General features: G+C 48.8%; 17 protein-coding genes. 9 read left to right on the forward strand and 8 right to left on the reverse strand.

Features of this window, described 5'->3' with window-relative positions; translation table 11 throughout:
• Positions 1-81 precede the first annotated feature (81 nt).
• From yedF to MNO13_RS08775, 3 genes are all read right to left on the reverse strand, one after another.
• Complete coding sequence (yedF, locus tag MNO13_RS08765; RefSeq protein WP_064545534.1) at positions 82-318, reverse strand: sulfurtransferase-like selenium metabolism protein YedF; 237 nt, start codon at positions 316-318, stop codon at positions 82-84.
• Positions 315-1,529, reverse strand: coding sequence for a selenium metabolism membrane protein YedE/FdhT (yedE, locus tag MNO13_RS08770; protein WP_241939807.1), 1,215 nt, complete (start codon positions 1,527-1,529; stop codon positions 315-317). The genes yedF and yedE overlap by 4 nt, the downstream gene beginning before the upstream one ends.
• A 244-nt stretch (positions 1,530-1,773) precedes the next feature.
• Complete coding sequence (locus tag MNO13_RS08775; RefSeq protein ID WP_064545537.1) at positions 1,774-2,025, reverse strand: hypothetical protein; 252 nt, start codon at positions 2,023-2,025, stop codon at positions 1,774-1,776.
• A gap of 477 nt (positions 2,026-2,502) precedes the next feature.
• Between MNO13_RS08775 and yedD the strand changes: the two genes are divergently transcribed.
• The gene (gene yedD, locus MNO13_RS08780) at positions 2,503-2,916 is read left to right on the forward strand and encodes a lipoprotein YedD (protein WP_121813817.1); all 414 of its coding nucleotides are present in this window, start codon (positions 2,503-2,505) and stop codon (positions 2,914-2,916) included.
• Positions 2,917-2,965: 49 nt separating this feature from the next.
• Here the strand turns inward: yedD and amyA are convergent, their stop codons facing one another.
• From amyA to fliD, 4 genes are all read right to left on the reverse strand, one after another.
• Positions 2,966-4,453, reverse strand: a complete 1,488-nt coding sequence (gene amyA / locus MNO13_RS08785; protein ID WP_241939808.1) for an alpha-amylase — start codon at positions 4,451-4,453, stop codon at positions 2,966-2,968.
• A gap of 96 nt (positions 4,454-4,549) precedes the next feature.
• Positions 4,550-4,924 carry a flagella biosynthesis regulatory protein FliT gene (gene fliT / locus MNO13_RS08790; RefSeq protein WP_064545544.1) on the reverse strand — a complete coding sequence of 125 codons (375 nt, stop codon included), beginning with the start codon at positions 4,922-4,924 and terminating at the stop codon, positions 4,550-4,552.
• Positions 4,924-5,334, reverse strand: coding sequence for a flagellar export chaperone FliS (fliS, locus tag MNO13_RS08795; RefSeq protein ID WP_064545546.1), 411 nt, complete (start codon positions 5,332-5,334; stop codon positions 4,924-4,926). Before fliS ends, fliT begins: the two co-directional genes overlap by 1 nt.
• 17 nt (positions 5,335-5,351) lie before the next feature.
• Positions 5,352-6,761: a flagellar filament capping protein FliD gene (gene fliD / locus MNO13_RS08800; protein WP_064545548.1), complete on the reverse strand. Its 1,410-nt coding sequence runs from the start codon at positions 6,759-6,761 to the stop codon at positions 5,352-5,354.
• Between the two features lie 266 nt (positions 6,762-7,027).
• Here fliD and MNO13_RS08805 point away from each other — a divergent pair, with 266 nt between their 5' ends.
• The 8 genes from MNO13_RS08805 to sdiA all read left to right on the forward strand — a co-directional run bounded on the left by MNO13_RS08805 (position 7,028) and on the right by sdiA (position 14,174).
• Positions 7,028-8,374 (forward strand): FliC/FljB family flagellin, encoded by a 1,347-nt coding sequence (locus MNO13_RS08805; RefSeq protein WP_241939809.1) that lies wholly within the window; start codon positions 7,028-7,030, stop codon positions 8,372-8,374.
• A 163-nt stretch (positions 8,375-8,537) separates the two neighbouring features.
• On the forward strand, positions 8,538-9,257 hold the full coding sequence (locus MNO13_RS08810; protein WP_064545552.1) for an RNA polymerase sigma factor FliA: 720 nt from the start codon (positions 8,538-8,540) through the stop codon (positions 9,255-9,257).
• Positions 9,258-9,289: 32 nt separating this feature from the next.
• A complete protein-coding gene (fliZ, locus tag MNO13_RS08815; RefSeq protein ID WP_064545556.1) occupies positions 9,290-9,841 on the forward strand; it encodes a flagella biosynthesis regulatory protein FliZ in 552 nt (183 codons plus the stop codon).
• 85 nt (positions 9,842-9,926) lie between these two features.
• A complete protein-coding gene (gene tcyJ / locus MNO13_RS08820) occupies positions 9,927-10,727 on the forward strand; it encodes a cystine ABC transporter substrate-binding protein (protein WP_064545558.1) in 801 nt (266 codons plus the stop codon).
• A gap of 131 nt (positions 10,728-10,858) precedes the next feature.
• The gene (gene dcyD / locus MNO13_RS08825; RefSeq protein ID WP_241939810.1) at positions 10,859-11,845 is read left to right on the forward strand and encodes a D-cysteine desulfhydrase; all 987 of its coding nucleotides are present in this window, start codon (positions 10,859-10,861) and stop codon (positions 11,843-11,845) included.
• Positions 11,846-11,917: 72 nt separating this feature from the next.
• Positions 11,918-12,586, forward strand: a complete 669-nt coding sequence (gene tcyL, locus MNO13_RS08830) for a cystine ABC transporter permease (protein WP_064545562.1) — start codon at positions 11,918-11,920, stop codon at positions 12,584-12,586.
• Positions 12,583-13,335 (forward strand): L-cystine ABC transporter ATP-binding protein TcyN, encoded by a 753-nt coding sequence (gene tcyN, locus MNO13_RS08835; protein ID WP_232886768.1) that lies wholly within the window; start codon positions 12,583-12,585, stop codon positions 13,333-13,335. The genes tcyL and tcyN overlap by 4 nt, the downstream gene beginning before the upstream one ends.
• Positions 13,336-13,451: 116 nt before the next feature.
• Positions 13,452-14,174, forward strand: coding sequence for a quorum-sensing transcriptional regulator SdiA (sdiA, locus tag MNO13_RS08840; protein WP_064545566.1), 723 nt, complete (start codon positions 13,452-13,454; stop codon positions 14,172-14,174).
• Positions 14,175-14,246: 72 nt separating this feature from the next.
• On the opposite strand, the gene MNO13_RS08845 is transcribed toward sdiA, so the two are convergent.
• The gene (locus MNO13_RS08845; protein WP_064545568.1) at positions 14,247-14,471 is read right to left on the reverse strand and encodes a DUF2594 family protein; all 225 of its coding nucleotides are present in this window, start codon (positions 14,469-14,471) and stop codon (positions 14,247-14,249) included.
• Positions 14,472-14,537: the final 66 nt, after the last annotated feature.

Consider the following 14,537-nt stretch of genomic DNA (forward strand, 5'->3'; position numbering starts at 1 on the left):
GTTTGCGAAATCTTTTCTAAGCTTGATAAGCATTGCACATTTTAGATGAATGGCGAGGGTTTTATCCCTCGCTCTGGTTGTTCAGCGTTGAATCAAATAGCGAATAGTTGGGCCGTCTTGTTGAATATCCAGCACCGTGTAGCCGTGGTTTTTGGCATCTAAAGGGATGTTATTTATTGACTGCGGGCAGTCGCTCACCACTTCAAGAATTTGGCCTTTCGCTAATTGTGGCATGGCCTCCAGTGTGGCAACTGCCGGGTAAGGACAAGGTTCACCGACCATATCCAGGCGGAAATCTGGTACATAATTGTGGCTCATACGCTCTCCTTAATAGGCTGGCTACTGTGCAGGTTTTTACGACGGAAGAACTGTTTTTCCCAACCGACAATGAACAAAAATGCGGCCAGCAAAAGCAAATAGGTGACCAGTAAACCGCCGAGCGGCCCAAAGGTATCGAGTAAGTTGACTTTGTCCCACTGGGTGGCGAGGGCAGGTGAAATATCGTCCCAGTAGTATGCAAGGATCGTGGAACCGATAACGTTGCCTAATCCTACCCACCAGTAATGAACTTGTCCTTCAACCGCGCGATACATCCAGCCGGTTTCACACCCGCCAGCCAGTACAATCCCAAAACCAAACAACAACCCACCGATGACAGCGTTAGGGCCAGCCCACATAATTTTTGGCGCAATACCAAGCTGAACATAACTGAAGATACCAATAGCACTGACCGCCATACCTAAAATGATTGCTTTCGCCATATGCGTACGACCAGTGATCCACATATCCCGGAAAGCCGAGGTAAAGCAGATTTGCGCTCGCTCAATTAACAACCCAAACCCAACGCCAAACAGCATGGCGATACCGAGTTTCGGTTGATTCATCGCGGTAAGTGCGCCCCATCCAACCATACCTGCGAATACCAACATACCGATGCGGAAACGGCGTTTTGCTTGCTCAGGGCGTTGGGTGAGTGGCGAGGCGGCAGAGACTTTTTGTAGTTTGACGGGAATACGGAACAGCGGGAGAAGGGTGAATTTTGCACCGAACCACGAACCCATCGCAGTCGCTAAGGCGAAGAACCAGGCATGCAGAGAAAACTGGGGAATACCGGTAAAAAATGCCGCCAGATTACAGCCCATTGCCAGACGTGCACCAAAGCCGGCAATGATTCCGCCTAACACCGCCTGGATAATACGTATGCGGTGTTGGGGCATCCGCAGCTTCACGTTATTGGCCCACAATGCGGCCGCAAAACATCCACCGAACATGCCGATAATCATCATGCCGTCAATGCGTGTTAAAGGGTTGCCATCAAGATGAATGAGTTTGAAATATCCCCACTCTTCAGCGTGAACACCCATTAATTGCAGAAGCTGCCCACCCCAGCGGGTAAATTCGCCGGTGACAGCCCAGAATGTTCCTGTAAGGCCGAAATAGTAAGTTGAAAGAATACCTGCTGCGATAACGGCGGGCATCGGAGCCCAGAACTTAACCAGATAATTTAATTTGAATTGTTGCCAGGACATTTTCTTACCTCTGAACTCAGAAGGTGATATGTTGCATAAGGGGCTAAAATATATACTCTTTTCCCTTTATCCAAAACCTCTGCAAAACTATTCTTCAAAATACCCCTGCTTTTTATGACAACAATCAAATAACCAGCCTGATCCATTCCTTTCCCCGAACCATGCAGCTGAAAAATGCATTCATGAATAATTTAATACATATAAGCATTAAAAGACCCGCCGGGGCGGGTCTTTGTCTTTTTGATTATTTTAGATTCGTGCTCAAGTCTGATTTGTTGGAGCAAAAACGCGTTGCGTAGTCGTCAGTCTGAAAGGATTGTGATCGGTATTTTTCACAGTCACTCGCAATATTAAACTTAGCGATGTGTCGTACAGTGTGAAAATACTGGCTATAAAGGTGAACAGACTCCGTTGATTCTTCAACCTCGCTATCCACCATAATGGCGCTCACCACCACAACAACAACCAAGAAAACCACAGCAATCATCCATTTCATTTCTCACGTTCCTGGTTGGTTAAATTTCTGGTAACCCTGGTGATCATCTTTCTTATATGCGTGAGCTTTAGCGAGGAGTCTTAACACCTCTCAGTGGGCGGGCGTGTTTTCATTTCTTTGCGCTTTTGCTGATTGCGAGCGCTGCTTTCGACATATACACAGCACAGGATTGCTATTGCTGCAATTATCCATTCCATTACTGTCACTCCGCTGATTACCCTAAAAAATAGGCGCGAAATTTAGCGCCCATATCGTTTGTTTTCTCCTCTTTTTGTGCTGTCGATCACATTTTCAAATTGGTTTTTGCTTAGCGATAAGCATGGCTGATGTCTTCGCTCCAGACTCAGTTTGCTTTTGACGGTGCAAACTGCCGTTTCAGCAGATTGGCAGACGCCGCCTTTTCCCAAAACAGAGAAACACTGGCGAGCTAAGTGCTTTAATGCGAAAATTATTTTTTCTCCGCGGTCAGGATAGATGATGAAGAAGATTGCATTATTGACAGTGTTGCTGGCGTTGAGCGGCTGTGTGCAGGTTGAAAATTACCGCGAAGTGGTGAAAGCACCAGCACCTGCAGGGCTTGCAGGGTACTGGCAGTCACAAGGTCCGCAAAGTGAGATGGTGAGCCCCGAAGCGATAGCGACGCTGGTGGTGACTTCTGCGGGCGATACGCTGGATTGCCGTCAGTGGCAGCGCGTAATGGCTCTGCCGGGTAAACTGATAGTGCGTTCAGACGATTGGTATAACGTCACGAACAAGCGTGAAGTTTATAGCGTAGAGCGCTTCGGAGATACGCTGGAGTATGCGGGGATGACGCTGAAACGTGTTGAGCGTCCAACGCAGGAATGTGCTGATTATTTGCAGAAAAACCCGCTGCAAACCAAATTACCGTAGGGTAGGGTATCCCTCTCCTTATGACTGGAGAGGGAGGTTCCAGACCCATTTATAACACTTCTTCTATCACCCAAACGCTGACACTGCCGCCGTTACAGGCGAAGGTTGCGCTACCGTTGGCATCAGTCGTCACAGTCTCCTGCCGATTGCCCAAATAATCTCGCCAGTTTTTGCCACCGTAATTATCGCCAAGCGTAATGGTTTTCTCGCCTTCATCGCCGTTAGATAACACCACCACGCAACCGGGGTGTTCATCAGTACCGCTGCGGCTGAATGCGATGCAATTAGGACTATCGAAGTAAAGAGTTTGCACACCGTGAGCAAAGAGTTCGCGGGCGTGAATTAAATCATCCAGCTGTTCAATTACGGGCATGTCAATGTGATAAGTCTCGCCATCGCCACCTTCGTCGTCGTAGCTGGCACCGAATAAATCCGGGTAGAACACGCTTGGCACACCATTTTCGCGCAACAAAATAAGCGCATACGCCAGCGGCTTGAACCACGGTTCAACGGGCGCTTCGAGGGATTGCAGTGGCTGAGTGTCATGATTGGCGACAAGGGTAATGGCGTGGAACGGATCGGCTTCTACCAGCGTGCCGGTGAAAATTTGGCTCATGTCATATTCGCGGCCTTGCTTTGAGGCCTGGTGGAATTTCATTTGCAATGGCGCATCAAACAGCATCGTTTTGCCATCCACCTGGGCAATATATTCCTGAAGTTTATCAACTTCGTGCGACCAATATTCCGCGACGATAAACAACGGTTGTTCCGCTACTTCCTGAACATGCTCAATCCATTCTTTGTAGAACCATGCTGGAATGTGTTTCACCGCATCAAGACGGAAGCCATTACAGCCCGTTTCTGCCATCACCCAGCGCGCCCAATATTTCAGTTCTTCCGTCACGGCATGGTTACGGAAATCGATATTCTCGCCCATTAAATAGTCGAAATTACCCAGTTCATCATCAACCTGATCGTTCCAGCCTTCGCCGGTGTAGTCGTTGATGATTTTAAAAATGCCGTCTTCCGTCGGGTTTTCGATATGGTCGACGCCGCTAAAACATTTGTAATCCCAGATAAATTGCGAATATTTACCGGCGCGGACAGGGAACGTGTAGCGTGTCCACGCCTCACATTCGATCACGCCGTCGTCTATCTCATTGCGGTTTTGTTCGTTGACGCGATTCACGCGAATACGTTCTTTTTCGTCCGCGCCCATTTTGTGGTTAACCACTACATCGAGCAGAACGGAGATTTCATTCTCCTGCAGGGCTTTTATCGCGGCCAGTAGTTGTGCTTTGTCGCCGTATTTAGTCGGCACAGAACCTTTTTGGTCAAACTCACCGAGGTCAAAAAGATCATAGCTGTCATATCCTACCGAGTAGCCACCGGAACTGCCTTTATAAGCTGGCGGTAACCAAACCATATTGACGCCAATATCATTGAGCGTGGCTGCACGTTCTGCCACTTCAGCCCACAACTTGCCCCCGCCGGGGTAGTACCAATGGAAAAATTGCAACAAGGTTGGATTGCGCATGTACAGGCTCCATAAAGAGGGATCTCAATTATGGATGATATGCCTGGAAATGCCTGGTGCGAAAAGCTCAGTCGTTCTCGCACCAGGAATAGAAGATCAGGAAGTGATGTCCTGATTGTCTTGCGGAGCCAGAATCTGGCCTCCCTGTTTACCATAAGCGGTTAACACGGATTGTTGTATGGAAGATTGCCCTACCAGTTTCGCCAGTTCATCCATGCGTATTTGCAGTAAGCGTTTAATCTCGCTTTCGTTGTCCAGAATATTCTGGAGCACAGGGCTGAGTTGCTCCTGCATCAGCATGGAGAGCTTAATGTCGCTCATGAATTGAGTGAGTTCATGCACCGCGTTAACGTAATCCATTTCACTAGCGATTAATTCGTCCCACATTCCTTTGCGGGCGTTGTTTAGCATCACCTGGCTCTGCTCTAATAATTGCTGATAGCGAATGTACAGTTGCGGTGCGTGGTTCATTAGACTACGTCCTGAATCCGGTTAGGCATCAGAGCAACTTCTTTCCAGGCATCGGCAATATTTCGCAGCAAGTTCTCGACCTCTTCGATCGCGCTGACATCATTGTGTAGATTGGCCTGGAAGATACGTCGCACCATGTAGGTATAAAGAGCGTGCAGATTCTGTGTCAGTTCGTCGCTGCTGGTTTCATCAATGCCGATTTTCAGCCCGTTATCGATGATATTAATGGCTTTAGACAGCGAAAGGCCTTTCCCTTCCAGGTTGCCATCCTGCAAAAAAAGACGCGCACGGACTAACGCGTTGAGCGCACCATCAAACAACATAGTCACTAGTTGTTGCTGGCTGGCACTCATCACCGCGCTTTCCACTTCAATTTTTGCATAGGCCTGAGTCGCTTTTGCCCCGTACATATCTGCTCCTGGATTAATTATTTTTTGCTGGAACTGGTATCAAACTGTTGAGTCAGATAGCTGCTGGTGGAGTTCAGTGAACTCATCATCACGTCCAGTTGAGTAAATTGCGCCTTGTAACGCGCCATCTCTGAGTCAATACGTTCACTGGCTTTGTTGTACTGTGCGGTCAGACTGTTCAGCGTCTTGCTCACACCGTCGGTTGCCGCCTTGATGATCCCGGTGCTGGAGAGCCAACTGGTCAGGTTGTTGCCGATGGTGGTGGTGATGCCGCTGGTTTTACCGTCGCCAACAATCATCTCCTGGACCCCAGCCGCATCTTTTTTCAGCGCCGTTTTCAGTTTGTCGCCATCGAGTTCTAACTTTCCGGTGCTCGGGTCTGACGTCACACCGATTTGTGCCAGTGTCTTAAATGACGAACTGCTCTGGGTATTGTTGAGTAACCCTTTGAGTTGTGTCTGGATAGTACGCAAGGTGCTGTCGCCAAGCAGTGCGCCGTTGCTGGAGTCTTGAGTAGCGCCAGAATCAACCGAGGTGTATTTGGTTAAGCTGCTGAAGGTATCCTGCAAAGAGTTATAGGCATCGACCCAGGCTTTGACCGCGGTTTCTGCTTTAGAAGTATCTTTGGTGATGGTCAGCGTTTGGGTGCCGGTGGTGACATTATTCAGATTGAGGGTGATGTCTTCCAGCGCATCGCTGATGGTATTGCTGCTGTTGGTTATTTTAATGTTGTTCACCGTCAGCTCGGCATCTTGCGCGGTAACGCTCTCTTCCATACCATTCGCGGCATCTGTGCTGGTGCCGTTGTAGCCCATAAAGCTTTGCAGGGCGCTATCACCGCTGACACTCAGGCTCATGGCATTGTCGTTGCCGGTATCGTCAGAGGTAATAGACAGACGATATTGGCCGTTGCCGACGTTGATAATACTGGCGCTAACACCCGCCTTAGCATTATTGATGGTGTCGCGAATGCCGCTCAGCGAGGAGTTGGCAGCACTAATATCAATGGTGACCGGTTTTTTATCGCCACCTTGTTGAATGGTCAACACGCTGTCGCCGGTGGCAATCGCTGTTTTGCTGTCGGGCTGGGTATTTTTGGTGGTCAGCGTTTGCGATTGCGCCAGTTGAGTGACGTTAATCGTATATTTCCCGGCCACTGCATTACCGGTAGTGGTCGCGCTGAACGCGGTGCTACTGCTGCTGGTTGATGTCGCAGTAAACAGATCGGTTTTATTGAGCGCGGTGTTGGCGGTCTGGAAGCTGACCAGTGCACTCTTCAGGGTACCGTAACCGCTCAATTTTGCTGTAAAGGAACTTTGTTGTTTTGAGATTGGTGTTAGCGTCGCTTTTTGTGCTGCCTGCAGGCTATCCAGAATGCTGCTCAGATCCAGACCGGACCCGATTCCCAGCGTAGAAATACTAGCCATATTATTTCCTTAATGTATCGATGCATAAAATGAATACCGGGAGTATCGGCCTGGAAAAAACAAAGTTTACGATTAATTTCTTTTTTTTAATGGCAAGAATAGCGGCAGAGGGCGAGAGTATTTCCGGTGCTAAAAATTTTACTGTGAATGTAAAAAAATTCTAAAGGTTGTGGGGGACCAGACGATAACAGGTTTAACGGCAACGAAGCCGACGGGTGGAAACCCAACCCATAAACCGTAGACTTGAAACACAGGAAAAATAAATCATGGCACAAGTCATTAATACCAACAGCCTTTCGCTGATTACTCAAAACAATATCAACAAGAACCAGTCCGCTCTGTCGACTTCTATTGAGCGTCTGTCTTCTGGCTTACGTATTAACAGCGCGAAGGATGATGCTGCAGGCCAGGCAATTGCAAACCGTTTCACGTCCAACATTAAAGGCCTGACTCAGGCAGCTCGTAACGCCAACGACGGTATCTCTCTGGCGCAGACTGCGGAAGGCGCACTGTCAGAAATCAACAACAACTTACAACGTGTGCGTGAACTGACGGTTCAGGCAACGACCGGTACTAACTCAGATTCTGACCTGTCTTCAATCCAGGACGAAATTAAATCCCGTCTGTCTGAAATTGACCGTGTATCCGGTCAGACTCAGTTTAACGGCGTGAACGTGCTGGCAAAAGACGGCTCCATGAAGATCCAGGTTGGAGCTAACGATGGCCAGACTATCTCTATCGATCTGAAACAAATTGATTCTTCTACTCTAGGTCTGGATGGTTTTTCCGTTTCCAAGGGGGCGCTGAATGTTGGTTCGGCAATTTCTCAAGTAGCTGATACCGTAACAGGTCAGATGGCTAATGTAGATTTGTCTGGTGTCGCGACTAAATTAGGCGTTGATGCTAAATCTTTAAGTCTGCATAACATTAAAGGCACTTCTGAATATGTTGTACAGTCTGGTAGCGACTACTATTCCGTTTCTGTAGATAACGATAGCACTGCTAATGATGATGCTGGTGCTGTGACGTTGAATACAACAGATGTCACTTATGGTGATGTGCAAAATGGTATCGGTAAGAATGGTGCCAGCATGACAGGACAACTGATTAAAGTTGGAACTGACGATAAAGGTGCAGTAACCGGTTTTGTTTCAGTGCAAGGAAAAAATTACACTGTTGATGCTGATTACCTTAAGAATGGTGCTGACGCTACCAAACCTGTCGGGACTGATGCTGCTGCTACAGATGGTACAAAAACTGCGACAGTTGATATTGAGCTCAGCGCGGATACTGCAACTAACGTTAAAGCATCAACTCAATTTGCTGGCGCTTCAACTAACGATCCATTGGCTCTGCTGGACAAAGCTATCGCATCTGTAGATACCTTCCGTTCTTCCCTAGGTGCGGTACAGAACCGTCTGGATTCAGCGGTAACTAACCTGAACAACACCACCACTAACCTGTCTGAAGCGCAGTCCCGTATTCAGGACGCCGACTATGCGACCGAAGTGTCAAATATGTCTAAAGCGCAAATCATCCAGCAGGCGGGTAACTCCGTGTTGTCTAAAGCTAACCAGGTTCCACAGCAAGTACTGTCTCTGCTGCAGGGCTAATCGCCTGATACCTGACCAAACCCTGCCTCGGCAGGGTTTTTTCGTATTAATTGTTATCCATAACCGCAAATAACCCCTCATTTCACCCACTATTCTTGCGATTAAAAACCCTCCAGAAACGGATAATCATGCCGATAACTCAACTAACGCAGGGCTGTTTATCGTGAATTCACTGTATACCTCTGAAGGTGTAATGGATAAACACTCGCTGTGGCAGCGTTATGTACCATTGGTGCGTCACGAAGCATTGCGCCTGCAGGTACGCCTGCCCGCGAGTGTGGAGCTTGACGACCTGCTACAGGCGGGCGGCATCGGGTTGTTGAATGCAGTGGACCGTTATGATGCCCTGCAAGGAACGGCATTTACTACCTACGCGGTGCAGCGCATCCGTGGGGCGATGCTTGATGAGTTGCGCAGCCGTGACTGGGTGCCACGCAGCGTCAGGCGTAACGCTCGCGGTGTTGCGCAGGCAATGGGTCAACTGGAGCAAGAGCTGGGCCGTAATGCCACTGAAACTGAAGTGGCAGACCGGTTGGATATCCCGCTCAACGAATACCGTCAGATGTTGCTCGACACCAACAACAGTCAACTTTTCTCTTATGACGAGTGGCGTGAAGAGCATGGCGATAGTATCGAACTGATTACTGAAGAGCATCAGCAGGCGAATCCACTACAACAACTGTTGGAAGGGAATCTACGCCAACGCGTAATGGACGCCATCGAGGCGCTTCCGGATCGTGAAAAGATGGTGCTGACCCTTTACTACCAGGAAGAGCTGAATCTGAAGGAGATTGGCGCGGTACTGGACGTTGGGGAGTCGCGCGTCAGTCAGTTGCACAGCCAGGCGATTAAACGCTTACGCACCAAGCTCGGTAAGTTGTAGGCCGTACATTATAATACGTCCGGGATAACATCATGACGGTGCAGAACTTAAAAAAGCGTCCTTTAAGCCGCTATTTAAAAGACTTTAAACACACACAGACCCATTGTGCTCATTGTGCGAAATTGCTCGACAGAATTACGCTCACCCATCGTGGCGAGATCGTCAGTAAAACGGCTATCGCGCAGCTTGATACGTTAATTGATGAACACAGCTGGCAGATTGAACGCCCGTCCTGGGCGGCGTTGTGCCGTTTTTGCGGCGATTTATACTGCAAAGAGCAGGATCACTATTTCGATATTATCGGCTTTAAAGAATACCTGTTCGAACAAACCGAGATGAGCCATGGCACCATCCGTGAATACGTGGTGCGCTTGCGCCGTCTGGGTAACTATTTATCTTCACAAAACGTTCCACGGCCTTCTTCGCCTGCCGCTTACCTCGACGACTCATTTGATGCGTGGTTGCCGCCAACCAGTACCAACAATTACCGTATTGCTCTGCGCAAGTACGGACAATTTCAAACCCTCAATCAAAATATCACTGCCCATTACCAGGAAAATAAATCAACTTCTGATATATATTAAAATGGCATAAGTTGTAGCACAGTGGTTTTGATTGATTATATTAAGTCGCTACAATACAACAATAATATCGACATTCGGGGTAACTATGAAATTAGCAATGGTGGGGCGTCAGGCGCTGATGGGCGTGCTGGCTGTGGCATTGGTTGCAGGTGCGAGTGTTAAAACCTTCGCCGCCGAAAATTTACTGGCAAAAGTCAAAGAGCGCGGCACGCTGCTGGTTGGGCTTGAAGGGACTTATCCTCCATTCAGCTTTCAGGGTGATGACGGCAAACTGACCGGTTTTGAAGTGGAATTTGCTGAGCAGTTGGCACAGCATTTGGGCGTAAAAGCCTCACTGAAGCCGACCAAATGGGATGGCATGCTGGCGTCGCTGGACTCTAAACGCATCGACGTGGTGATTAACCAGGTGACCATTTCTGATGAACGTAAGAAGAAATACGATTTCTCTACGCCATACACCGTTTCGGGTATTCAGGCGTTGGTGAAAAAGGGTAACGAAGGCAGCATTACTGGGCCGGATTCCCTGAAAGGCAAAAAAGTGGGTGTGGGTCTGGGGACTAACTACGAAGAGTGGTTGCGCGCCAATGTGCAGGGCGTTGACATCCGTACTTATGATGATGACCCAACGAAATATCAGGATCTGCGCGTAGGCCGTATTGATGCGATTCTGGTCGACCGCCTGGCCGCGTTGGACCTGGTGAAGAAAACCAAAGATACCCTGGCGGTAGCGGGCGATGCATTCTCACGTCAGGAAGCTGGTGTTGCAGTGCGTAAAGGCAACGAAGACCTGGTCGAAGCGATTAATAAAGGTATTGCTGAGATGCAGAAAGATGGCTCACTGGCCAGGCTTTCCGAAAAATGGTTTGGCGCTGACGTCACCAAATAATTAATTTGGGATGCCCAGGGCGGATTAGCGTAAGCGACATCCGCCTTTTTTATTTGTATTTGCCAGCATTTTGTCAGGCTGGTGCATAATGAATAAATCTGGATTTTATTCAAAGTGTAATGGAGTTGCTCATGTCTCTGCACAATCTGACGCGATTTGCGCGTCTGGAATTTATCGGCGCTCCGACGCCACTCGAATATTTGCCACGTTTTTCCGATTACCTTGGCCGCGAAATCTATATTAAACGTGACGACGCCACGCCGATGGCGATGGGTGGAAATAAGCTGCGTAAACTTGAATTCCTGGCGGCAGATGCGTTGCGTGAAGGTGCCGACGTGCTGGTTACCGCTGGGGCGATTCAGTCAAACCACGTGCGCCAGACCGCGGCAGTTGCGGCAAAACTCGGCCTGAAGTGCGTCGCACTGCTGGAAAACCCAATTGGTACCCAGGCGGAAAACTATCTCACTAACGGTAACCGTTTGATGCTCGACTTGTTTGATGTCGAAATAGAAATGTGTGATGCGCTAGATTCGCCGGATAGCCAACTGGAAGAAATTGCCCTACGTCTCGAAGCGCAAGGCTTTCGCCCGTATGTGATTCCTGTTGGCGGCTCGAATGCGCTGGGCGCTTTGGGCTATGTGGAAAGTGCGCTGGAAATCGCGCAGCAGTGCGAAGGTGCAGTCAATGTTTCATCGGTGGTGGTCGCTTCAGGAAGTGCCGGGACGCATGCCGGGCTGGCGGTTGGCCTTGAGCAAGTCATGCCTGATGTTGATTTAATCGGTGTTACCGTTTCGCGTTCTGTTGCCCAGCAGTTGCCAAAAGTGGAAGCGTTGCGGCAGGCGGTCGCGCAATCGCTAAGTGTCAGCGCGTCAAACCCAATACATTTATGGGATGATTATTTCACTCCGGGCTATGGCCATCCTAATGAAGAAGGGCTTGAAGCCATTAAAATTTTGGCGCGCCTCGAAGGGATCTTGCTGGATCCGGTTTATACCGGCAAAGCGATGGCTGGGTTAATTGATGGAGTGGCCCAGAAGCGTTTCAAAGATGAAGGCCCGATAATCTTTATTCATACCGGTGGTGCGCCTGCGTTATTTGCTTACCATCCGCATGTTTAATGAGATTTTGAAGGGCGACACCCATTTGGGTGTATTACAAGAATAAAAAGACAGACAGGGTGTAATTCAAGTATGCATGAAAGTATTCAACTGGTGCTGGATTCGGCACCGTTTCTGCTTAAAGGTGCCGTCTTTACGCTGCAACTCAGTATTGGCGGCATGTTCTTTGGGCTGATACTCGGTTTTATGTTGGCGTTGATGCGTTTGTCACCGTTTTGGCCGTTCTCCTGGCTATCGCGTTTTTACGTGTCGATTTTTCGCGGTACGCCGTTAATCGCGCAGCTGTTTATGATCTATTACGGCCTGCCGCAGTTTGGTATTGAGCTGGATCCTATTCCTGCGGCGATGATCGGCTTGTCGCTGAATACCGCGGCTTATGCTTCCGAAACCTTGCGTGCGGCGATTTCGTCTATCGAAAAAGGGCAGTGGGAAGCCGCAGCGAGTATCGGTATGACGCCGTGGCAAACCTTACGTCGGGCGATTTTACCGCAGGCGGCTCGTGTCGCACTGCCGCCGCTGAGCAACAGTTTTATCAGTCTGGTGAAAGACACGTCCCTTGCGGCCACTATTCAGGTTCCGGAATTGTTTCGCCAGGCGCAGCTTATTACCTCGCGTACCCTCGAGGTATTTACCATGTATCTCGCGGCGTCATTGATTTACTGGGTAATGGCAACGGTGCTTTCTTCGTTGCAGAACTACTTTGAAAATCAGTTAAATCGCCAGGACAGGGATCCCAAATGAGCGCAATCGACGTAAAACAACTGGTCAAAAAATTCCACGGGCAGACCGTGCTGCATGGTATCGATCTGGAAGTGAAAGCGGGCGAAGTGGTGGCGATTATCGGGCCAAGTGGCTCCGGTAAAACCACCTTGCTGCGCTGCATAAATTTGCTGGAACAACCCGAGTCCGGCACCATCAAGGTCGGAGAGATTTCCATTGATGCGGCGCAATCATTGAGTAAGCAGAAAAATCGAGTGCGCGAACTGCGTCAGCATGTTGGGTTCGTGTTTCAAAGCTTCAATCTTTTCCCGCATCGGACGGTGATTGAAAATATCATCGAAGGGCCCGTGATTGTAAAAGGCGAACCGAAAGAAGAAGCTATTGCGCGGGCGCGTGAGTTGCTGGCGAAAGTTGGCCTAAGCGGTAAAGAAACCAGCTATCCGCGTCGTCTTTCCGGCGGCCAGCAGCAGCGTGTAGCCATTGCGCGCGCACTGGCGATGCGCCCGGAAGTGATTCTGTTTGATGAACCGACATCAGCGCTTGACCCTGAGCTGGTGGGTGAAGTGTTGAGCACTATTCGCCAGCTTGCGCAAGAAAAACGCACCATGGTGATCGTGACGCATGAAATGAGCTTTGCGCGTGATGTTGCAGACCGTGCCATATTTATGGATCAAGGCCGTATTGTTGAGCAGGGGCCTGCACGTGAATTGTTTGCTAATCCTCAACAACCACGCACTCAGCAATTCCTGGAAAAATTCCTCACCCAGTAATTCGTATGGCCCCACTTTTGGGGCCATTATTAAAATATTTATAATATTGATAAATGTGATAGCGTTTGGCATTACATTTGGAAATGATATTAGTGTCAGGAGAAATGCCAGACATAATGGATGATCGCAACTTTTTTAGCTGGCGGCAGGATGCGCTGAATATCTTCCAGTCTGTTACGCAGGCTGACGAAATAACTAAAATCCTACATCAGCAAACGGAGTCGCTGGAATTTGACTATTACTCTCTGTGTATTCGTCACCCAGTGCCATTTACTCGTCCCAAAACGTCATTAAGGTCGACTTATCCTCAGCCGTGGCTCGATCATTATCATGCTGCAAATTATTTTGCGATTGACCCAGTTTTGCGTCCTGAAAATTTCATGCGTGGGCATCTGCGCTGGAATGACGAGCTTTTTAGTGGTACTCAGGATTTCTGGGATGCGGCACGGGATCACGGCTTACGGCGTGGTATAAGCCAGTGCGTGATGGCGCCTAATCGTGCATTGGGGTTTTATTCAGTCTCGCGTACAGCGGGGAAAGGCAAAATTATGCCTGACGATGAATTGCAACTACGTCTGCAATATTTAGCCGAACTGAGTTTAATGACTTTAACGCGGCTTAATGATTCATCCATGGCCGCCATGCCATTAAAGCTTAGCAAACGTGAGCGAGAAATATTGCAATGGACGGGCGAGGGGAAAACGTCATCAGAAATCGCCATTATTCTATCGATATCAGAAAATACTGTGAATTTTCACCAGAAAAATATGCAGAAGAAATTTAATGCGCCAAATAAAACGCAAATTGCCTGTTATGCAGCAGCGATTGGGATAATTTGAAGGGCGTGATTTAACGAGGGAAGTCAACGAAGCGGCTGGAGAAACTGAATTCATCCAGCCGTCGCGATTCGATTACTGACGGTAAGCCTGTTTAATTTGCTTAACAGTATTACCAAAAACGTCTGCTTGTGCCGGGTCTTCCATTTGAGCGATTTGCTTTTCCATTTTAATGATAACTTTGCCTGCATCGGCCTGACCCATGGCTTTCAGCATCTGAGTCAGCATAGCTTTCAAGCAGGTGACTTCAATAGCCAGTTCACTACTGTTGTCTGCGGTGGAAAAATCAGGAGTGCTCATTTGTGTTCCTCGGTCTTGGTTGGTACACCGTTGTTTCGTGTAACGGTTTCTTAAGGCGGCGGAGTA

It is taken from the genome of Buttiauxella ferragutiae (genome assembly GCF_022637515.1).
Taxonomy (GTDB): domain Bacteria; phylum Pseudomonadota; class Gammaproteobacteria; order Enterobacterales; family Enterobacteriaceae; genus Buttiauxella; species Buttiauxella ferragutiae.

Coding starts and splice junctions, on each gene's coding strand:
- fliZ (WP_064545556.1), top strand. CDS start 9,290: ATGACGGTGCAGAACTTAAAAAAGCGTCCTTTAAGCCGCTATTTAAAA.
- MNO13_RS08845 (WP_064545568.1), bottom strand. CDS start 14,471: ATGAGCACTCCTGATTTTTCCACCGCAGACAACAGTAGTGAACTGGCT.
- tcyJ (WP_064545558.1), top strand. CDS start 9,927: ATGAAATTAGCAATGGTGGGGCGTCAGGCGCTGATGGGCGTGCTGGCT.
- yedD (WP_121813817.1), top strand. CDS start 2,503: ATGAAGAAGATTGCATTATTGACAGTGTTGCTGGCGTTGAGCGGCTGT.
- sdiA (WP_064545566.1), top strand. CDS start 13,452: ATGGATGATCGCAACTTTTTTAGCTGGCGGCAGGATGCGCTGAATATC.
- fliT (WP_064545544.1), bottom strand. CDS start 4,924: ATGAACCACGCACCGCAACTGTACATTCGCTATCAGCAATTATTAGAG.
- fliD (WP_064545548.1), bottom strand. CDS start 6,761: ATGGCTAGTATTTCTACGCTGGGAATCGGGTCCGGTCTGGATCTGAGC.
- amyA (WP_241939808.1), bottom strand. CDS start 4,453: ATGCGCAATCCAACCTTGTTGCAATTTTTCCATTGGTACTACCCCGGC.
- MNO13_RS08775 (WP_064545537.1), bottom strand. CDS start 2,025: ATGAAATGGATGATTGCTGTGGTTTTCTTGGTTGTTGTTGTGGTGGTG.
- yedF (WP_064545534.1), bottom strand. CDS start 318: ATGAGCCACAATTATGTACCAGATTTCCGCCTGGATATGGTCGGTGAA.
- fliS (WP_064545546.1), bottom strand. CDS start 5,334: ATGTACGGGGCAAAAGCGACTCAGGCCTATGCAAAAATTGAAGTGGAA.
- tcyN (WP_232886768.1), top strand. CDS start 12,583: ATGAGCGCAATCGACGTAAAACAACTGGTCAAAAAATTCCACGGGCAG.
- MNO13_RS08805 (WP_241939809.1), top strand. CDS start 7,028: ATGGCACAAGTCATTAATACCAACAGCCTTTCGCTGATTACTCAAAAC.
- yedE (WP_241939807.1), bottom strand. CDS start 1,529: ATGTCCTGGCAACAATTCAAATTAAATTATCTGGTTAAGTTCTGGGCT.
- dcyD (WP_241939810.1), top strand. CDS start 10,859: ATGTCTCTGCACAATCTGACGCGATTTGCGCGTCTGGAATTTATCGGC.
- tcyL (WP_064545562.1), top strand. CDS start 11,918: ATGCATGAAAGTATTCAACTGGTGCTGGATTCGGCACCGTTTCTGCTT.